Raw genomic sequence first — 20,381 nt, 5'->3', positions numbered from 1 at the left:
TAGGATAACGTTTGAAATTAAATGACCGATAGTAATCAGAAAATGCTATTTTTGTGCGTTAACAGAGTAAAATTGACAAATGGAAGTAGTAATAAAACTCTCTCAGTTTTTATTGAGTTTATCTTTATTGATCGTGCTGCATGAGCTGGGGCACTTTATACCGGCTAAGTTATTTAAGACCAAAGTTGAAAAGTTCTATCTTTTCTTTGATATAAAATATTCACTTTTTAAAAAGAAAATAGGCGAAACCGTTTATGGTATTGGCTGGCTGCCTCTCGGGGGGTATGTAAAAATTGCCGGTATGATAGACGAGAGTATGGACAAGGAGCAAATGGCCGAGGAGCCAAAGCCTTGGGAGTTTCGCTCTAAACCGGCATGGCAGCGACTAATTATAATGCTTGGCGGTGTTACCGTAAACTTTATTCTGGCTATCGTGATTTACATAGGTATGGCCTATGTGTATGGCGATACTTATATTGCCAACAGCGAAGTTAAAGACGGTATTGCAGTAGTAAACCCTGTAGCAGAAGAATTAGGCTTTAAAAACGGGGATAAGATACTTGAGCTGGATGGTAAAGAAGTTGAGAAGTTTAATGACGTTGCTTATGATGTGCTTTTTGCAAAAAAAGTTACTATAGAGAGAAACGGCAGTGTTCAGGATATTAATTTACCAATAGACCTTATTGATAAAATGATGGACGGTAAGAAAGCTCCGTTAGTGTCATTAAGATATCCGTTTGTGGTGGCTAAGGTTGATGATTCTTCTGTTAATAAGGATGTTTTACAGAAAGGAGACGTTATTGTTTCTATTAACGGGCAAAAAACAAAATATGCAGATGAGGTAGTTGCTTTTGCAGAAAACAATAAAGGAAAGACTTTTGATGCGATTGTTTTTAGAGATGAAAAAGAGCAGCCGATTAAAATTGGTTTTGATAAAGAGGGTAAGGTAGGAGTTCTAACGACTTCTTTAAGTCTTAGTAATCTTGAAAAGCTTGGATATTATAAAATAAGTCAGGAAGAGTATGGCTTATTTGAATCTGTTCCGGCAGGCTTACAAAGAAGTAAGGATGAACTTGGAAAATATTTTACTCAGCTTAAAGCTATTTTTACGCCAAGTACCGGGGCTTATAAAGGGGTAGGTGGTTTTTATGCCATTTTTGATATTTTTCCTAATTCATGGAGTTGGTTTGCGTTTTGGAACATTACCGCATTGTTATCAATCATGCTTGGTGTAATGAATTTATTACCTATTCCGGCTCTTGATGGTGGTCATGTAATGTTTTTATTATTTGAAATGATTACAGGCAGAAAACCTGGTGATAAATTCATGGAATATGCCCAAATTGCTGGTTTTGTTATACTTATTTCATTAGTGTTGCTGGTTAACGGGAATGATATTTTTAAGATAATTACTGGCAAGTAAAATTTTTCAAATTTTTTTCTTGAATTTGTTTGCGAAAATTAAAAATGGTTATATATTTGCACCGCAATAAAGGCAACAATATTAGCAAACACAAGTTCTTAGAAACATTAAGTATAGCTGGGAAAACAAAATAAACAGCAGTTACTTTTAAAATATACAGTTTCCTCCTTAGCTCAGTTGGTTAGAGCATCTGACTGTTAATCAGAGGGTCCTTGGTTCGAGCCCAAGAGGGGGAGCTACTTTAACCAAAGGCTTTACAGAAATGTAAGGCCTTTTTTTGTTTAGGCCTCGTAGTTCAACGGATAGAATGGGAGTTTCCTAAACTTTTGATACAGGTTCGATTCCTGTCGAGGCTACAAAACCCGCTTATGTAAATAAGCGGGTTTTTTGTTTTAATATTTTACATGTCCAGATGAGGTAAAAGACTACAAAAAAATGTTAAAAAAACTAAAATATCTTTGTAAAATTGCGGTCGTTTTTAACCAACCTTAATTTTATGATGAAAAAACATCTTATGCTCCTTGCATTATTACTAAATGCCTGGATAACTATGGCTCAAAAAGAGCTTTCTGCAGATTATAGCTATACCGTTAGTAACACTTATGAAGTTTGTGATGGTTTTGAAAAATTCTATTTTTCAAAAAATGACCAAATCCTTACAATAAAAATAAAAAGAAAGGAAATTTTTATTCAAAAGTTTGATAGTAAAGAAGAGAAAATAGTTTTTAAGTCAAAAAAGCGATATGAGGTGGCAAAACTTTTTCCTAAAGATGTGCAGTTGGAAAAGCTTATGGAAATTGGTAACAGGTATTATTTATTCTATTCCTTATGGGATGGTCGTGTAGAGCAGCTTTTTTCAAGAGAAATAGATTTTGATAAAGGAGAATTTATTGGCAAAAATACACTTGTGCTAAAAGTAGAAGGCAAAGTAACAGGAAGTGCAATGGGTGCATTTTATATATTGCCAGACGGGGCAGCAAAATTTAATTTTGTTACTTCAAAAGAAGGAAATAAAATTTTAATCCACTACACAAAAAAGCCTAAGAAAAAGCGGGACACTAAAAGCTGGAATATTATTGGAGTGTGTCTTATGGATGAAAATGCCAATGTGACATCTCAGCAAGAAGTTAAAATGCCGTATACCAGAAGGAGAATGGGCATAAGTGATTATGCCATAGATGCAGAGGCTAACACTTACATGATGGCAAACGTCTATCATGACGATAGTGAAGAAATGAGTAAAAAAGATAAGTCAGTCAATTATCATCTTGAACTTTTTAAGATTCCGGCAGGTTCAACAGAAATTAATATTACAAAAATTGAGATCAAAGACAATTTTGTCTTCGCCAAAAAACTTTTTGAAGATAAAGAGGGTAACATTGTTTGTACAGGTTTTTATAATAATACTGACGAATATGATGCAGATGGTATTGCTGTTATAAAAATACATAAGGAAAGGGGGCAGTATAATATATTTACTCATGAAATCCCTACAGAGATAGTTAAGTCTTATTTAAGTGAAAAGGAAAGGAAAGAAATTGATAAAGGAGATGATCCTAATGTCGATATGCTATGGTTGTGGTATAGAGATCTTGTAACTAATGAAGACGGAAGCATGGTACTTTTTATAGAGCACTTTTCTATAGGGTCAGTCTTTTCACCAACACCAGATAAACCTTTAGAAAATACTTACACAACGAATTTCAGAGATATATTAGTTACTAAAATAGATGCACAGGGTAATTTGTCCTGGATGAAAAAGCTCCCTAAAAGACAGGTTGGCCTACAATACAAAGGAGGTTTATCGTTTAAATATATTAATGTAGGGAATTATCACTATGTGTTTTTCCTTGATGATATAAAAAACCATAACCTTTCAAAGGATCAGGCTCCTGAAGAATACTTTGATGGTCGTGACGGTTATTTTACTTCCTTTAAGATTAAGGATACAGATGGGAGTTATGTAAACAGTCCTGTGTTTAATTTACAGGATGTAGAAGGAATGCCTGTTTATCAGTTCGGAATAGGCAGGATTGTTGAAGTTGCTGAAAATTATTTTGCCGTAGAGGTATATAAAAAGGAAAAAGAAGATGTGATGATAAAGGTTCACATTAACTAATTGAGAGGCCTGCGAAAACAGGTGTTTTTTTGTAATATATATAGGATATTTTTAATTATTTAGTAATAGTTGGTACAGCTAAGTGAAATATTTTTATATTTTTGGCTTTCAATTAACCAATTTAAATCATGAAAAAAATAGCACTATTAGCATTAATGCTGGTATCTTTTGCAGGTATTGCACAAGATATGGACGTTAAAAAAGGAGACTTTAAGTTCTTAAAAGGAGAGAAAGAACTTAACGTGGAGTTTAATTACTCTGACCTTAAATTAATGAAAGATAACCTTACTAACGAGCAGTATGTTGAAGAAAGGGTAAAAGACCTTAACGAAAAAAGTAAAGGTAACGGTAATGCCTGGAAAAAGAAATGGGAAGCAAGTCCGCAAATGATATGGAATCCTAAATTCATGGAGCTTCTTAATAAAGTATATGGTAACGAGAAAAATGTAACTGTAGAAGAAGGCTTAACAAGTGCAAAGTATACTCTTATTGTAGATGTGGTATGGATTTATCCGGGATGGGACGTAGCCATGATGAAAAAACCTGCAAAGGTTAGCACAGTATTACGTTTTGTAGAGACTGCAAATAAAAGTAATGTTCTGCTTGAAATCCAGAGTGATGAGGCTCCGGGCGATCAGTGGGGTAATAACTTTAGTAACGAAAGCAGAATAGGTGAAGGTTTTGCTAAAACAGCAAAATCATTGGGTAAAATGATGCTTAAAAAAACAAAGTAATTTTTACTGAAATAAAATAAAAAAAGCGCCTCTTTAAAAGGCGCTTTTTTTATTTATAAAACTTTGGTTTTAATTATCATAGGATTCCTGATCCATTGTTTTGCCCATTTCTATCATGTAAGCCATGTTCTTAATTACATGGGCATGTTTTTTTACAAACGAATTTTCCTTATCCCATACATAACCTGCTAATACGGCGCATATTTTCTTCTTCACATCCGAATTTTCCGGCCTGTGGAAAAACAATGTCTGCAGGTTTCCGGTGTACCATTCCTTAACGTAAGTGGCAAATACGTTTACACCATATTTCATGTATTCAGTATATTCTTTATCCCAGTCTACTTTTTCGCCCTGTAATTCCTTTAGGAATAATTTAGCCGAAAGCATACCTGATTCGGTAGCAAAACATACTCCTGAAGAGAATACCGGATCTAAAAACTCTGAACTGTTTCCTGTTAAGGTAAAGCCCGGGCCACATAATTTAGTTACAGAGCACGAATAGTTTTCAATTTTATGAGGCTCAAATAAAAAGTCTACATCCTTAAAACGGTCACGATAAAAATCAGACCTGTTAATTACCTCTTTAAGAGCTTCGGCATTACTGCCTCCTAAAGAGTTTATAAAAGAAGTAGGGCCTACAACGCCAATACTGGTATTGCCGTTAGAAAATGGTATTACCCACAACCATACTTTTGTTTCTAAGATATCAAAAGATATTAAAACACCTTCCCGCCCTTCAGGCCTGTTAACATCTTTTACATGGCTAAAGAGAGATGAGTTTTCAGGTATAGAAGAAGGAGCATCCAGTTTTAATATTCTTGGCAGTACACGGCCATATCCGCTGGAGTCTATTATAAAACGGGCATGTATTTCATTTATATCCCCTTCTTTGTTTTTTACTGTTGTTATAGAGGAGCCGTCTTCATTAAAGACAACATCAAGTACTTCGCTTTCAAATTCAAGATCAATTCCTTTGTTTACTACTTCCTTAGCCAGGGTATTGTCAAAATCTGCACGGGGTACCTGCCAGGTCCAGTCCCAGCCTTCACCAAATTTTTCGCTAAAATCAAACTCACATATTTCTTCACCTCTTATAAAGCGGGCGCCAAATTTCTTTTCAAAATTCATGGCCTTAAGGCTTTCAAGAAGTCCTGCTTCCTCAAAGTGGTCCATTACTCTTGGTATAAGACTCTCGCCAATAACAAATCGTGGAAATTTAGACTTTTCAACTACTTTTACCTTTATGTTATTGTTATGTAAGTATGAAGCCGCTACACATCCTGAAGGTCCAGCGCCAATAATAAGTACATCTGTTTGTTGTTTTAGCATATAAGTTTTTATGTGTCTTAAATTTTTCTTAAAAATTTCTACATTTGTAGCCCCTGTAAAATTAAAAGACAATTTGGTTATTCAAAACAAAAGTGTTGTTTTTGCAAAAAATAAAGTAATTGATTTTATAAATGAGTAAGATAAACCAATATTTAAGCCTTGAACAATTTGAATCTTTCATCTTTGAAAATGAAACTGTTGAGCTTAGTGCAGAAGTGCTTGAAAGAGTTTCTCAAAGTTTCGATTTCTTAAAGGAATTCTCGGCTAATAAAATAATATATGGTGTTACCACAGGTTTTGGCCCTATGGCTCAATACCGCATTGAAGATAAAGACAGGGTACAGTTACAGTACAATTTAATAAGAAGCCATTCGTCCGGTACAGGAAAGGTTTTATCACCTGTTTTTGTAAAATCGGCTATACTGGCACGTCTAAATACACTGGCATTAGGTAACTCGGGAGTACATCCTTCTGTAATTCACTTAATGCAGGAATTACTAAACAGAGATATCACCCCGCTTATATTTGAACATGGCGGAGTGGGAGCCAGTGGAGATTTAGTGCAGCTTGCACATTTAGCCCTTGTGCTTATAGGTGAAGGTGAAGTTTTCTATAAAGGTGAGCGAAAAGCAACTTCAGAAGTTTTTGCTGCCGAAGGGCTACAGCCTATTCATGTAGAAATACGCGAAGGGTTGGCACTTATGAACGGTACATCGGTAATGACGGGAATAGGTGTTGTTAACCTTGCCAATGCTAAAAAGCTTTTAAACTGGTCGCTTAAATTTTCTGCAGCCATTAATGAGATGGTCAGGGCTTATGATGATCATTTGTCTCAGGAACTTAACGGTGCTAAATTACATAAGGCACAGCAGGAAGTGGCTAACAGAATGAGGGAACACCTTGAAGGAAGCCAACTGATAAGGAAAAGAGAAGACCACCTTTATAAGGGAGAAAATAATGAAACCGTATTTAAGGAAAAAGTGCAGGAATATTACTCCCTGCGTTGTGTGCCTCAAATACTGGGGCCGGTTCTTACCACAATTGAAAATGCCGCTGAGGTTCTTGAAAATGAAATCAATTCGGCAAACGATAACCCTATTATAGATGTGAAGAACAGGCAGGTATACCACGGCGGAAACTTTCACGGAGATTATATATCGCTTGAAATGGATAAGCTAAGGCTGGTAGTTACAAAATTATCGATGCTTGCAGAGCGCCAGTTAAACTACCTGATGAATGCTAAAATTAATGAGCTGTTGCCTCCATTTGTAAATCTTGGTAAATTAGGATTTAACTTTGGGCTTCAGGGAGTACAGTTTACAGCCGTTTCTACAACTGCCGAAAACCAAATGCTGTCTAACTCTATGTATGTACACAGCATACCTAATAACAATGACAATCAGGATATTGTTAGTATGGGTACTAATGCAGCCCTGCTAACAGCAAAAACTATAGAAAATGCTTATGAGGTATTGGCTATAGAAGCAATGGCAATTGTTCAGGGTATAGATGCCCTGGGATATAAAGACAAAGTTTCGCCAGCTACGGCAAAACTATATAATGATATTAAAGCGATATTCCCTGTAATTTCAGATGACAGACCTTTGTACCCTTATGTACAGTCTATTAAGGAATATCTTATGAGATAGAAAATAAAACAACAATTAAAGACCTTAATTTACACACCCATGAAAAAAATTGTTCTTATTCTTTTGTTTTGTACTCAGTTTGCCTTTGCACAACTGGCACTGGTAAGGCTGGATGGTAAGGTAGGTTACTTAAATAAAAAAGGTGAGTTTGCCATAAAACCACAGTATGATAAGGCCAAAGATTTTTCAGATGGGCTTGCCGCTGTAAATGTTGATGGTAAGTGGGGTTTTATCAATACTAACGGGGAGCTGGCAATTCCTGCCGGTTTTGATGATGTAGAGTATTTTAACAGTGGCCTTTGTGTGGTATCTAAAGACAGAAAACGTTTTTACATTAATAAAAAAGGTGAAACTGTAGAGACTCCTGCTACAGATAAGTATTATGATTTTGAGGACGGTGTAGCCATAATACGCAAAGGTGAGAAAGTAGGATTGATGAACGCCAAATGTGCTGTTATAGTTGATTATAAATACGACGTTATAAAATCGTTTGAAGGCGATTATGCCCGAGTAAAAAATGATGGCAAATGGGGTATTATAGACAAAACCGGAAAAGTTGTTATTGAGTTACAGTATGAAGAAATAGGTAACTTGTACAAGAATATTACATGGGCAAAAAGCGGAGATGCTTTTGGCCTTATAACAGCAGGAAAGTTTAAGGCGATTGAAGGTGTAGATAAGATTTGGGATTTTTATGCCCAGGATATCACTTATGCCAGAAAAGATAAAAAAATAGGTTTTATAGATACTAAAGGTAACTGGGTAATAGAACCGAAATTTGATAAGGTAAAAGCTTTTTCTAAAAATCTGGCTCCGGTTTTGGTAGGTAAAAAATGGGGTTATGTAAATACTTCGGGTAACCTGATTGTTGATGCCGTATATGATGATGCCGAAGTTTTTAGTGAAGACGGGCTTGCTCCCGTAAAATTAAAAAACTGGGGCTTTATAGATACAACGGGTAAAATAATAATCCCAACTGAATATGATATAACAGCTGCATCCATTGGCTCTATTTTTGGTAAAGAAGAAAAAGGCTTCATAGATGGCTTGGTTAGAGTTAAAAACAGTAAAAAGAAATGGGGCTTTTTAGATACTAAAGGGCAGCTATTTACAGGTAAGTGGTTTGATAACGCCGAATTGTTTAAACAATAGAAAATATAATTTATGAAGTGTGCATTAGTTACAGGTGGTTCAAGAGGTATAGGTCGTGCTATTTGTCAAAAACTGGCAGCAGAGAGCGATTACCATATTCTTATCAATTACCAGTCTAACCTGGCAGCAGCCGAAGAAACATTACAAAAGGTAATTGAAAACGGGGCTACAGGTGAGTTACTGAAATTTGATGTGGCTAATGCCGATGAAGTTAAAAATGTATTGCAGGAATGGCAGGATAATAATCCTGATGCAACTGTAGAGGTAATAGTTAATAATGCAGGTATAACAAGAGACGGCCTTTTTATGTGGATGTCTAACGACGACTGGTCTCAGGTTATCAATACCAGCCTTAACGGCTTTTATCATGTTACCAGCTTTTTTATACAAAAACTATTGCGTAACAAATATGGCAGGATTATAAATATGGTTTCGGTTTCGGGGGTAAAAGGAACACCGGGACAAACCAACTATTCTGCTGCAAAAGGAGCTGTTGTTGCAGCGACTAAAGCACTGGCTCAGGAAGTGGCAAAACGTAATATTACGGTTAATGCTGTTGCTCCGGGCTTTATAAAAACAGATATGACCGGAGAGCTGGATGAAAAAGAACTGGTTAAGCTGGTTCCTGCAAACCGTTTTGGTGAAGCAGAAGAAGTGGCAGACCTTGTTAGCTTCCTTGCTTCAAGAAAAGCCGGATATATAACAGGTGAGGTAATAAATATTAACGGAGGTATATATTCTTAACATAACCAAATTATAACATGGAAAGAAGAGTAGTAGTTACCGGAATGGGAATTTATTCCTGTATTGGAACTTCGTTAGAAGAGGTAAAGAACTCTTTATATAATGGTAAGTCCGGAATTCAGTATGATGAAGAAAGAAAAGAATTTGGTTTTAGGTCGGCCCTAACAGGTCTGGTTCCAAAACCCGAGCTTAAGGATTTATTAAACAGACGTCAGCGTATAAGTATAGGTGAAGAGACCGAGTATGCTTATATGGCAACGATTCAGGCGTTAAAACAGGCGGGTATAGACGACGATTTTCTTGATAAAAACGAGGTAGGTATATTGTATGGAAACGACAGTGTTTCTAAAGCTATTATAGATGCTACCGATATTATCAGGGAAAAGAAAGATACAGCATTAATAGGTTCGGGAGCTATATTTAAGTCTATGAACTCTACCGTAACTATGAACCTTTCTACCATTTTCAGGCTAAGGGGTATTAACATGACAGTAAGTGCAGCCTGCGCCAGCGGATCGCACTCATTAGGTATGGGGTACCATCTTATTAAAAGCGGTTTACAGGATTGCATTATTTGCGGAGGTGCTCAGGAAATCAATAAATATGCGATGGGTAGCTTTGACGGTTTGGGTGTATTTTCTCCGGACGAGGCAGAACCTACCAAGGCATCAAGGCCATTTGATGCATCACGCAACGGTTTAGTTCCAAGCGGTGGCGGTGCCACACTTGTTTTGGAAAGCTACGAGTCGGCAGTAAAAAGGGGAGCTCCTATTTTAGCCGAAATTATTGGTTATGGTTTCTCTTCAAACGGAGGCCATATCTCTACACCAAATGTTGAGGGGCCTGCAAGTGCAATGCGCAAAGCGATTGAACAATCGGGCGTGAAAGCAGAAGATATAGATTATATAAATGCACATGCTACATCTACACCTGTGGGAGATGCTAATGAGGCCAAAGCTATCTATGAGATATTTGGTAATAAGCCTTATGTAAGCTCTACCAAATCTATGACAGGACATGAGTGCTGGATGGCAGGTGCAAGTGAGGTTATATACTCGATTTTGATGATGCAAAATTCGTTTATTGCGCCTAATATAAACTTTGAAAAGGGTGATGAAGACTCGGCTAAATTAAATTTAGCGTCTTCTGTGATTAATAAGGAAATTAATATATTTTTGTCGAATTCATTTGGGTTTGGAGGTACAAATTCGGCTTTAATAGTAAAAAAAGTATAAAAATTATATATGGACAAATCAGTAATTATTGAGAAGATTAATGATTTTTTAATCGATGAGTTTGAGGTTGATGCAGATGTTATAACACCTGATGCAGTTTTAAAAGATACTCTGGGACTTGACAGCCTGGATTATGTAGACCTGGTTGTTACTGTAGAGTCTAACTTTGGTGTAAAACTTGGTGAAGCTGATTTTGTAGGCATTTCTACATTTCAAAACTTCTACGATCTTATAGAAAATAAGATAAAAGCTAAATAATAAAACATGAGTGAATGGGATGGTAAATCTAAAGGTAATCTTCTTGGGTATAAAATATTTGTGTTTTGTATCAGGAACTTTGGTGTAAAGACCTCCTACTTTGTTCTTTATTTTGTTGCCACATACTATTTTTTATTTCTCAGGAAAATAAACAGGGCTACTTTTTATTATTTCCATGAGAGGCTTGGCTATTCACGTGGTAAGGCAAAAAGAATGGTTTACCAGAGTTATTATACTTTTGGACAAACGCTTATTGATAAAACGGCTATATCTGCCGGTTTAAGAGATAAGTTTACATATGAGTTTGACGGAGTTGAAACATTAAAAGACCTTCTGGCTAAAAAGCAGGGAGGCGTGCTTATAAGTGCACATATTGGGAATTTTGAAATTGCAGAGTATTTCTTTTCTGAGCTTGACGACCAGTTCCAGATTAATCTTGTAACTACAGATATGGAGCATCAGGCCATAAAAGAATATCTTGACAGTATTTCAACCCATTCTAAGGTAAAGTTTATCCTTATAAAGGAAGATCTGTCGCATGTTTATGATATTAATAATGCGCTGAGTAATAACGAGCTTATTTGCCTTACCGGCGATCGTTATTTTGAAGGGGTTAAGTTTTTAACAGAACCTTTTTTAGGGAAAGAAGCTAATTTCCCTGCCGGTCCGGTTGTTATAGCCTCAAGGCTTAAGGTTCCGGTTGTTTTTGTTTATGTAATGAAAGAGAAAAACCTGCATTATCATTTGTATGCAAGGGAAGCCGAAGTAAAGCACAGAGATGCTCAGGGGCTGCTTGCAACTTATGTTAAGAGTGTAGAGTCTATGCTAGAGAAATATCCATTGCAATGGTTTAATTATTTTGATTTTTGGAAAGCGTCTAAATAATAAGATATAGGTTTAAAACAGTGTTTGTTTTTACTATTAATAACAATTAAATGAAAAATGTTCTCGTAGTTTATTTCTCCCAGTCAGGGCAGCTTAAGGAAATAGCTGATGCTATAACAGGCCCCCTGGAGGCTATGCAGGACGTAGATGTTTCCTTTTATTGTATTGAAATGGAAAAGCCTTTTCCCTTTCCTTGGGTGAAGGAATCTTTTTTTGATGTTTTTCCCGAATCCTTTTTGCAGATACCCGCACAAATAAAACCGATACCACAGGAAATTTTAGATAAAAAATACGACCTGGTTTTATTCCATTATCAGGTTTGGTTCCTTTCGCCGTCTATCCCGGCAAATTCTTTCCTTAAAAGCCCGCAGGCAAAACAGCTGTTGCAGGGTGTACCGGTAGTTACCATAAGCGGTAGCCGCAATATGTGGTTTCTTGCGCAGGAAAAAATCAAGGCACTGCTTAAAGAAAACGGTGCTTTGCTAAAAGGAAATATAGCACTTGTAGACCGTGTGGGTAACCTTATAAGTGTTATTACCATTGTTGAGTGGATGTTTAGCGGAAAGAAAGAAAAACATCTTGGCATTTTCCCTTTACCGGGAGTGTCGCAAAAAGATATAGACGAATCGCAAAAATTTGGGCATACCATAGGGCAGGCATTGCAAAGCAATCATTATGATGATTTGCAGGAAAAGCTATTGGCTCAGGATGCCGTAAGGGTTAGTCCGTATCTTGTTGCAGTAGATAAAAAGGGGAATTTTATATTCAGTAAATGGTCGGCTTTTATAATAAAACGTACCAATACCCGAAAAAAATGGCTTAAAGTATTTGTGGTCTATTTAGTGTTGGCTATATGGGTTATATCGCCAATTGTGTATATATTGCACCTGATTACTTATCCTTTTAAAATAAATAAAATAAAGAAAACGGTAAAATATTTTAAAACCGTACATAGCGTATAAAATCACCGGGAATACTATGTTTAATGTTTATATAACAAAGGCAGGTAAATATTTGCCAAATGAAGCAGTTTCTAATGACGAGATGGAAGGCATACTCGGCATGATAAACGATACTGCCTCTAAGGCGAGAAGAATAGTGTTAAGGAATAATGGAATAACTTCCAGATATTACGCAATTAAAGATGGTATTATTACCCATAATAATGCACAATTAACACACCTTGCCATAGAGCAGCTGTATGACAGCCGCTTTACAAAAAATGATGTAGAACTGCTTTCATGCGGTACATCGTCGCCAGATAATCTTTTTCCGTCGCATGCTGCAATGGTACACGGGCTTATGGACAACCGTTCATTAGAGCTTAATTCATCTTCGGGGGTATGCTGTGCCGGTATGAATGCACTTAAATACGGATTTTTATCTGTTAAATCAGGAAATACATCAAATGCGGTTTGCACAGGGTCTGAAAGGTCTTCAACCTGGATGCTTGCCGATAAATTCAATAACGAAGTTATAAACCTTAAGAATCTTGAAGAGCAGCCTATAATAGCATTCAAAAAAGATTTTTTAAGATGGATGCTGTCAGACGGCGCTGGGGCTTTACTTTTAGAAAATGAGCCTGCAGGCGACATTTCTTTAAAGATAGAATGGATGGAGTCTTTCTCTTATGCCCATGAACTGGAAGCATGTATGTATGCAGGGGGTGATAAGATGGATGACGGAAATATAAAACCATGGCAGGATTATCAGGCCGAAGAGTGGCTTAAACAATCGGTTTTTGCCGTAAAGCAGGATGTAAAACTGCTTGAAAAATATGTATTGAAGCTGGGAGCAAAAAGTACAAAAATTGCTTTAGACAAGCATGGCGTGAGTGATAGTGATATAGATTATTTGTTACCGCACGTATCGTCAAACTTTTTTGCAACCCGCCTGTACGACGCTTTATTAGAAGAAGGGATTGACCTGCCTAATGATAAGTGGTTTATGAACCTAAGCACTGTGGGTAATGTAGGCTCTGCCTCAATATACCTTATGGTAGAAGAGATTATGGCTTCACGCAAACTTAAAAAAGGCCAAAAGCTGTTACTTATAGTTCCTGAAAGCGGTAGGTTTACCTACTCAATTGCTTATTTAACCGTTTGTTAATTATGGAATCAATTCTGGAAAAAAACTTAGTTGAGAGTCTTATACCACAAAAGGCTCCTTTTGTAATGGTAGACAAACTCCTGTTTTTTGAGGAAAACAACATAATAGCCGGACTTACAATCCCTAACGATAATATTTTTGTACAGGAAGGAAATTTTGTAGAGTCGGGCATTATAGAGCATATGGCCCAATCGGTAGCATTATATACAGGTTACCAGTTTTATCTTAAAAAAGAACCGGCACCTACTGGGTATATAGGTTCTATAAAGGATGTAGAGGTATTTGAGCTTCCCCTTGCCGGAGAAGAACTGGTTACCGAAGTAAAGGTTATACAGGAATTTATGGGGATTACCCTTGTTGATATAATTACAAAAAGAGGCGGAGTGCAGATTGCCTCTGCACAAATGAAAACCGTACTGGCAAAATAATTATTTATGGAAAACACTATAGAAATACAAAAGTACCTGCCACACAGGGCTCCCATGCTAATGGTAGATCTTATTGTTTCTATGGACCATGAAAACGTAAAGACCATATTCACGATAGCCGAAGACAACATTTTTGTTGAAAAAGGCCAGTTTGTTGAAGCCGGTCTTGTAGAGAATGCTGCCCAAACCTGTTCTGCCATTGTAGGAAGTTCTTACTTTGTAGACGCAGAGGGAGAAGATATACCGGGAGTAAGGGTGATAGGCTTTATAAGCTCTATAAAAAGTGTAAAAATACACGCCTTGCCAAAGGTAGGTGCCGAGATTACTACAACTGCGGTACTGCAATCCAGCTTTGATATGGGTACTTATACCACCTGTACAATGCAATGCAGTACTTATGATGGAGATACATTGCTTTTAGAAGGAGATATTAACTTATTTATTCAGCAACGATGAAAGAGAGCGAAGTACCACAGGATAAGAGCAATCTGGAAACGGTAAACATGCGCGAGCTGTGTTATGCTACAGATGAGAACGGTAATTACAAAACAGCATTAAGTGCAGGATGGGAGCCAAAAACCATTGCGCTAAACAATGCTATTGAAGATATTAAAGAACGTACCGAAGCCGCAAGGCAACAGGTTATAAAAGGAGAAGTGAGTCCTTTAGTATATTTTATGGAACTCAACAAAATGGATACCGGTATCCTTGCCGATTATGCAGGGATATGGCAATGGAGAGTTAAAAGACATTTTAAACCGCAAGTGTTTCAAAAATTAAGCGACAGGATGCTTAACAAATATGCAGACGCTTTTTCTATAACACTGCAGGAACTAAAAAATTTTAAGGGCTGATATAATGAAGACTGATTTTAAGCACTACCAGTCGGCACATTGCGAGAATGGTGTTGCCTCAAACTTATTAAAGCATAATGGGCTTAACATAAGCGAACCTATGATATTTGGTATCGGTTCAGGCCTGTTTTTTGTATACCTTCCATTTATTAAAGTAAATCATGCACCCGCTTTTAGCTACAGGCCATTGCCGGGAGCTATCTTTGGCAAGGTTGCCAAAAGGTTAGGTATAAAAATAAAAAGACAAAAATTTTCAGGGTCTCAATCTGCCGTAGCGGCATTAGACAACAACCTTAAAAACAATATTCCATCGGGATTGCAGGTAGGGGTATATAACCTTACCTATTTTCCTGATGATTACCGCTTTCACTTTAATGCCCACAACCTTGTGGTGTATGGAAAGGAAGGTAACGATTACCTGATAAGTGACCCGGTTATGGAAACCGTAACCACACTTTCTGCACAGGATCTTGACAGGGTAAGGTTTGCCAAAGGTGCTTTTGCACCAAAAGGGCAAATGTATTATCCTATACACATACCAAAAGATCTTGATTTTAAAAAGGCGATAATCACTGCTATTAAAACTACCTGCCGCGATATGCTTGCACCTGTTCCTATTGTAGGAGTAAGGGGAATAAGGCTTGTGGCAAAGCAGATAAAAAAATGGCCTTTAAAGCATGGCGTTAAAAAAGCGAATCATTACCTGGCGCAAATTGTGCGCATGCAGGAAGAGATAGGCACCGGAGGCGGAGGCTTCAGGTTTATATATGCGGCATTCTTACAGGAAGCGTCGGTGGTTTTGGACAACCCTAAACTAAAGGAACTTTCTTTTGAAATGACCCAGATAGGCGATATGTGGCGCGACTTTGCCGTAGAGGCAGCAAGGGTTTATAAAAAGCGCAGTTCTCAGCCTGATGTATATAACGTACTGGCAGACCAGTTAAATACGATTGCCGATAAAGAAGAGGAGTTCTTTAAAAAACTAAGAAAAAGCATTTAAGGGTAATGACAGATCCTATAATAGAAATACAATCCCTTTCTAAAAAGTATAAGAATGCCGATGTCTATTCGGTTAATAATTTGTCTTTGGGAATAAACAAGGGAGAAATATTCGGTTTGCTTGGCCCTAACGGAGCCGGTAAGACGACACTTATTTCTATGTTATGCGGACTTATAAAACCCACATCGGGCAATTTTAGCATTAATGGGTACAATTATGCTAACGATGCGCATGCAATAAAAAAGATTATGGGTGTGGTTCCGCAGGAATATGCTTTATACCCTACACTTACCGCCCGCGAAAACCTTATGTACTTTGGCAGTATGTATGGCCTTAAAGGAAAGGTGTTAAGACAAAAGATAAACGATTCGCTGGATTACCTGGGCCTTTTAAAGTTTGCCGATAAAAAAATCGACACTTTTTCAGGTGGTATGAAAAGAAGGATCAACCTTTTGGCAGGGCAGTTACACGAACCATCAGTACTGTTTTTAGATGAGCCTACCGTAGGGGTAGATGTGCACTCTAAAGCGGTTATTATTGAATATCTAAAACAGGTAAACCAAAGCGGTACTACCATTATATATACCTCACATCATTTGGCAGAGGCGCAGGATTTGTGCAGCCATATTGCCATTATTGATAATGGTGAGATAATGATTAAAGGTACTCCGCAGGAAATAATAGAACTTACTCATAACGCACACACTCTTGAAGATGTGTTCCTTTCATTAACCGGTAAAGCCTTAAGAGACCATGTATAAGTTATGGATGTCCATATATAAGGAAGTGCTTTTGCTTAAGCGTGATGCGGGAGGGCTGGTTATACTTTTTGTTATGCCGCTGGTACTTATCATTACCATAACGCTTATACAGGACAGTACGTTTAAAACAGCTACCGAAACCAAAATCCCGATACTACTTGTAGACAACGATAAGGGAGAGGTGTCTGAACTGGTGAAGGAAAATCTTGGAGAAAGCAATTCGTTTGAGGTTATTACATCTCAGGATGGTAAAGCGATTGATGAGGCATTTGCAAAAGAGAAAGTGTTTGACGGCGACTATCAGTTAGCCATCATAATACCCGAGAAGCTGAGTGAAGGGCTTAAGGAAAAAGTAGAAGAGAACGTAACCAGTATAATGCAGGGCGTCATGGAAGAGGATACGGTTTCCGTAGAGCCTTCTGCAAAAAAGGAAGCCCCAAAAGAGGTAAGGTTGTATTTTGACCCGGCTTCGCAAACCGCATTTAAAACAGCAGTGAAAAGCACTATAGACAAAATGATTTCGCAAATAGAAACCAAAACAATCTATAATGCTTTTACAGAGCAGCTGGGTGAAGAAAGTGTTGCAGCTTTTAATCAGGAGAGCTATATAAGCTTTAAGGAGATCGTACCTATGTTTGATAACAAGGAAATGGTGCCAAACTCTACACAGCATAATGTACCTGCCTGGACGCTGTTTGCCATATTTTTTATTGTAGTGCCATTATCCATAAATATAGTTAAGGAAAAAAGCCAGGGAACCAATGTAAGGTTAAGAACAAACCCTGTAAGTTATGCAACCGTGATAGGAGGTAAAACTATTACTTACCTTATTATCTGCATGCTTCAGTTTTACCTAATGTTGGGAGTTGGGATGTATGTATTCCCAAAAATAGGGCTATCACCTTTAGAGTTGGACGGTACTTTTGCACTAATGAGTGTTGTTGCACTATTTAGTGGCCTTGCAGCTGTAGGCTTTGGGATATTACTGGGTACTGTGGCAAAAACTCAGGAACAATCGGCGCCGTTTGGAGCTACTTCTGTGGTTATACTTGCAGCTATAGGCGGAGTATGGGTACCTGTTTTTGCAATGCCGAAAATAATGCAGCATATCGCTAAAATATCTCCTATGAACTGGGGTCTTGAAGCGTTTTATGATGTGCTTTTAAGAAAATATACGATAATAGGAATTTTGCCCTATTTAGGGCTATTACTGCTGTTTTTCCTGATAATGACGGCAGTATCAATTTTTTATGATGAAAAGAAAAGAGCAGTATAAAGAAGCAGAGGCACTAACGGTTACTCAGGAAGTAAGGGTTCGTTTTAATGAAACAGATCCGCTGGGAATTGTATGGCACGGCTACTACATAACTTATTTTGAAGACGGGCGTGAGGCTTTTGGCAGGCAGCATGGTGTTAGCTATCTGGATATCCATAGCCACGGTTATACAACACCTATTGTCAAGTCAAGCTGTGAGCACAAGCTGCCATTAAAGTATGGCGATGTTTTCAGGATAGAGACTACTATTGTAGATACTCCTGCTGCCAAAATGATTTTCAGGTATAAGATATTTGATGCAGATAATAACATTGCCTGTACAGGAGAAACCATACAGGTGTTTTTAAATAGTGAAGGGATAATGCAGCTTAACTATCCTCCTTTTTTTGAGGAATGGAGAAGTAAAGTAGGACTGATATAATAATGGATTTAAGAAATGTTTATATAAGCCATACTAACTGCGTCACTCCGTTAGGATTTGATGTGGAAAGTAATGTGCATGCCCTTGAAAAAGGCATATCGGGTATAAGCAGGCAGGATAATCCGGCATTAATGGACGCGCCTTTCTATTCCGGAGTTATTGATGATGAAAAACTCAATGCTGCCTTTGCTGCAATAAGCAACGGAAACAGTTATACACGACTTGAGAAAATGATGCTGCTGGCATTGTATCCTGTTGTGCAAAAAGCAGGAATAGCGCTTACTGGTAAAACAGCATTTGTATTATCTACCACAAAGGGTAATATAACTGCTTTACAACATAATGAAGCTGTTCCTCAAGAAGCATATCTTCAGGGATTGGCACAAAACATAGCCGGTTTCTTTGGTTTTTCTTCCCAGCCTATAGTGGTGTCAAATGCCTGTGTGTCGGGTATACTGGCGATATCTGTGGCAAAGAGGATTATTCAGGCAGGGGCTTATGACCATGCTTTTATAGTAAGTGGCGATGAGGTCTCAAAGTTTGTTCTTGCCGGTTTCAATTCTTTTCAGGCAATGAGCGATGAGCCCTGCAGGCCTTATTCGGCAAACCGAAAAGGCGTTACTCTTGGCGAAGCTGCTGCTGCTGCATTGGTAACTGTGGACAGTAAGAATGCTAACGCAAAGATTATAGGAGACGGATCGATAAACGATGCCAACCATATATCGGGTCCTTCAAGAACGGGCGAAGGATTGGTAAGAAGTATAGAGAGTGCATTAAAGGAAGCTAAGATATCGGCAGATGCTATACAGTACATATCGGCACACGGTACAGCAACCTCCTTTAACGATGAGATGGAAGCAATAGCCTTTAACAGGACAGGACTTAATGAGATTCCTGTAAACAGTTTTAAAGGGTATTACGGGCATACCCTTGGTGCATCGGGACTTTTAGAAACGGTAATGGGATTAGAAACTATGAAGCATAACAGGGTCTATACCTCATTAGGGTATGATGAACCGGGTGTTTCGCAGCCTATAAATGTAATACGTGAAAATAAAGATACACAGGTAGATTATTTCCTTAAAACGGCTTCCGGATTTGGGGGCTGTAATACGGCTGTTGTATTTCAAAAAATAAAGAATGGCAGGTAAGCAGTATATATCGGGTTATTGCAGTATTGAAAACAATACGGTAAAGCTAAACGGGCAGGATTTTTTTAATGTCCCTGATGCTGCTTTTGCAGAATTTGCCAAACAGTTATACAGGCATCTGGAAACCGATTATCCTAAGTTTTTTAAGATGGATAATTTGAGCAAGCTGTCTTTTCTTGCAGCAGAATTATTGCTTAAGGATGGCGATAATGAAAATACGGCACTCTTGTTTGCCAATGCCTCATCCAGCCTTGATACTGATGTGAAGTTTAACGATTCCATCAGCGATAAGGATAATTATTTTCCCAGTCCGGCGGTATTTGTATATACGCTGCCTAATATATGCCTGGGAGAGATTAGTATAAAGCACAAGTTATATACAGAAAATAGTTTCTTTATATTTGACGCTTTCAATCCGGAATTTTTTGCTAATTATGCAGCAGTCTTGTTAAATACCGATAAAGCTGCAAAAGTATTATGTGGCTGGGTTGAATTTTTAAACGACGAATACAAGGCGTTTATGTATCTGGTTTCCGATAACGGAACTATTGAGCATACGCCCCAAAACATACAAACACTATATTTAAGTTAAACATGGAAGCATTAAAACAGGAACTGAAAGAGAAAATTATTACCATTTTAAATCTTGAGGATATACAGCCTGCAGATATTAACGATAATGATGCACTTTTTGGTGACGGATTAGGTCTTGACTCTATTGATGCATTAGAGCTTATCGTGATGTTAGATAAGGATTATGGTATTAAGCTTTCTGATCCTAAAGAGGGAAGGGCTATATTCCAGTCTATTGAGACTATGGCTGCATACATTACAGAAAACCGTACTAAGTAAT

22 protein-coding genes and 2 tRNA genes are annotated in these 20,381 nt (G+C 37.6%); 23 read left to right on the top strand and 1 reads right to left on the bottom strand.

Features of this window, described 5'->3' with window-relative positions:
- Positions 1-79: 79 nt before the first annotated feature.
- The 5 genes from rseP to FUA48_RS03250 all read left to right on the top strand — a co-directional run bounded on the left by rseP (position 80) and on the right by FUA48_RS03250 (position 4,276).
- The gene (gene rseP, locus FUA48_RS03270) at positions 80-1,423 is read left to right on the top strand and encodes an RIP metalloprotease RseP (protein ID WP_147582120.1); all 1,344 of its coding nucleotides are present in this window, start codon (positions 80-82) and stop codon (positions 1,421-1,423) included.
- A 162-nt stretch (positions 1,424-1,585) separates the two neighbouring features.
- Positions 1,586-1,659, top strand: a tRNA-Asn gene (locus tag FUA48_RS03265).
- A gap of 48 nt (positions 1,660-1,707) precedes the next feature.
- Positions 1,708-1,779: transfer RNA gene (locus tag FUA48_RS03260), tRNA-Arg, on the top strand.
- 140 nt (positions 1,780-1,919) lie between these two features.
- Positions 1,920-3,542 (top strand): hypothetical protein, encoded by a 1,623-nt coding sequence (locus tag FUA48_RS03255; RefSeq protein ID WP_147582118.1) that lies wholly within the window; start codon positions 1,920-1,922, stop codon positions 3,540-3,542.
- Positions 3,543-3,670: 128 nt separating this feature from the next.
- A complete protein-coding gene (locus FUA48_RS03250; protein ID WP_147582116.1) occupies positions 3,671-4,276 on the top strand; it encodes a hypothetical protein in 606 nt (201 codons plus the stop codon).
- 69 nt (positions 4,277-4,345) lie between these two features.
- Here FUA48_RS03250 and FUA48_RS03245 read toward each other — a convergent pair whose 3' ends face one another.
- Positions 4,346-5,605, bottom strand: a complete 1,260-nt coding sequence (locus FUA48_RS03245; protein ID WP_147582114.1) for an NAD(P)/FAD-dependent oxidoreductase — start codon at positions 5,603-5,605, stop codon at positions 4,346-4,348.
- A 131-nt stretch (positions 5,606-5,736) separates the two neighbouring features.
- Between FUA48_RS03245 and FUA48_RS03240 the strand changes: the two genes are divergently transcribed.
- Genes FUA48_RS03240 through FUA48_RS03155 form a run of 18 tightly spaced genes read left to right on the top strand, consistent with a single transcriptional unit; the run spans position 5,737 to position 20,380 of the window.
- Positions 5,737-7,254, top strand: a complete 1,518-nt coding sequence (locus FUA48_RS03240) for an HAL/PAL/TAL family ammonia-lyase (protein ID WP_147582112.1) — start codon at positions 5,737-5,739, stop codon at positions 7,252-7,254.
- 39 nt (positions 7,255-7,293) lie between these two features.
- The gene (locus FUA48_RS03235; RefSeq protein WP_147582110.1) at positions 7,294-8,406 is read left to right on the top strand and encodes a WG repeat-containing protein; all 1,113 of its coding nucleotides are present in this window, start codon (positions 7,294-7,296) and stop codon (positions 8,404-8,406) included.
- A 12-nt stretch (positions 8,407-8,418) separates the two neighbouring features.
- Positions 8,419-9,150 carry a 3-oxoacyl-ACP reductase FabG gene (fabG, locus tag FUA48_RS03230; protein WP_147582109.1) on the top strand — a complete coding sequence of 244 codons (732 nt, stop codon included), beginning with the start codon at positions 8,419-8,421 and terminating at the stop codon, positions 9,148-9,150.
- 17 nt (positions 9,151-9,167) lie between these two features.
- The gene (locus FUA48_RS03225) at positions 9,168-10,385 is read left to right on the top strand and encodes a beta-ketoacyl-[acyl-carrier-protein] synthase family protein (protein WP_129750425.1); all 1,218 of its coding nucleotides are present in this window, start codon (positions 9,168-9,170) and stop codon (positions 10,383-10,385) included.
- A 9-nt stretch (positions 10,386-10,394) separates the two neighbouring features.
- Positions 10,395-10,643 carry an acyl carrier protein gene (locus FUA48_RS03220; RefSeq protein ID WP_147582107.1) on the top strand — a complete coding sequence of 83 codons (249 nt, stop codon included), beginning with the start codon at positions 10,395-10,397 and terminating at the stop codon, positions 10,641-10,643.
- A 6-nt stretch (positions 10,644-10,649) separates the two neighbouring features.
- Positions 10,650-11,528, top strand: a complete 879-nt coding sequence (locus tag FUA48_RS03215; protein WP_147582105.1) for an LpxL/LpxP family acyltransferase — start codon at positions 10,650-10,652, stop codon at positions 11,526-11,528.
- A gap of 50 nt (positions 11,529-11,578) precedes the next feature.
- Positions 11,579-12,490: a dialkylrecorsinol condensing enzyme DarA gene (locus tag FUA48_RS03210; RefSeq protein ID WP_147582103.1), complete on the top strand. Its 912-nt coding sequence runs from the start codon at positions 11,579-11,581 to the stop codon at positions 12,488-12,490.
- A 16-nt stretch (positions 12,491-12,506) separates the two neighbouring features.
- The gene (locus FUA48_RS03205; protein ID WP_147582101.1) at positions 12,507-13,637 is read left to right on the top strand and encodes a beta-ketoacyl-ACP synthase III; all 1,131 of its coding nucleotides are present in this window, start codon (positions 12,507-12,509) and stop codon (positions 13,635-13,637) included.
- 2 nt (positions 13,638-13,639) lie between these two features.
- Positions 13,640-14,065 (top strand): hypothetical protein, encoded by a 426-nt coding sequence (locus FUA48_RS03200; RefSeq protein ID WP_147582099.1) that lies wholly within the window; start codon positions 13,640-13,642, stop codon positions 14,063-14,065.
- Between the two features lie 6 nt (positions 14,066-14,071).
- Positions 14,072-14,521: an ABC transporter permease gene (locus FUA48_RS03195; protein WP_147582097.1), complete on the top strand. Its 450-nt coding sequence runs from the start codon at positions 14,072-14,074 to the stop codon at positions 14,519-14,521.
- Positions 14,518-14,919, top strand: a complete 402-nt coding sequence (locus tag FUA48_RS03190) for a hypothetical protein (protein WP_147582095.1) — start codon at positions 14,518-14,520, stop codon at positions 14,917-14,919. The genes FUA48_RS03195 and FUA48_RS03190 overlap by 4 nt, the downstream gene beginning before the upstream one ends.
- Before the next feature lie 4 nt (positions 14,920-14,923).
- Positions 14,924-15,919, top strand: a complete 996-nt coding sequence (locus FUA48_RS03185) for a BtrH N-terminal domain-containing protein (protein WP_147582093.1) — start codon at positions 14,924-14,926, stop codon at positions 15,917-15,919.
- Between the two features lie 5 nt (positions 15,920-15,924).
- A complete protein-coding gene (locus FUA48_RS03180; protein WP_147582091.1) occupies positions 15,925-16,680 on the top strand; it encodes an ABC transporter ATP-binding protein in 756 nt (251 codons plus the stop codon).
- Positions 16,673-17,956 (top strand): ABC transporter permease, encoded by a 1,284-nt coding sequence (locus FUA48_RS03175; protein ID WP_168196934.1) that lies wholly within the window; start codon positions 16,673-16,675, stop codon positions 17,954-17,956. Before FUA48_RS03180 ends, FUA48_RS03175 begins: the two co-directional genes overlap by 8 nt.
- Entirely contained in the window at positions 17,931-18,377 is a 447-nt protein-coding gene (locus FUA48_RS03170) for an acyl-CoA thioesterase (RefSeq protein ID WP_147582089.1), read from the top strand. Before FUA48_RS03175 ends, FUA48_RS03170 begins: the two co-directional genes overlap by 26 nt.
- A gap of 2 nt (positions 18,378-18,379) precedes the next feature.
- Positions 18,380-19,528, top strand: coding sequence for a beta-ketoacyl-[acyl-carrier-protein] synthase family protein (locus FUA48_RS03165; protein WP_147582087.1), 1,149 nt, complete (start codon positions 18,380-18,382; stop codon positions 19,526-19,528).
- Positions 19,518-20,120 (top strand): 3-oxoacyl-ACP synthase, encoded by a 603-nt coding sequence (locus FUA48_RS03160; protein WP_147582085.1) that lies wholly within the window; start codon positions 19,518-19,520, stop codon positions 20,118-20,120. Before FUA48_RS03165 ends, FUA48_RS03160 begins: the two co-directional genes overlap by 11 nt.
- Before the next feature lie 2 nt (positions 20,121-20,122).
- Positions 20,123-20,380, top strand: a complete 258-nt coding sequence (locus tag FUA48_RS03155; protein WP_129750412.1) for a phosphopantetheine-binding protein — start codon at positions 20,123-20,125, stop codon at positions 20,378-20,380.
- Position 20,381: the final 1 nt, after the last annotated feature.

The sequence above is a fragment of the Flavobacterium alkalisoli genome, assembly GCF_008000935.1.
Taxonomy (GTDB): domain Bacteria; phylum Bacteroidota; class Bacteroidia; order Flavobacteriales; family Flavobacteriaceae; genus Flavobacterium; species Flavobacterium alkalisoli.
The sequence above is the reverse complement of the archived record's forward strand: the minus strand, read 5'-3'. Positions and strand labels throughout refer to the sequence as shown.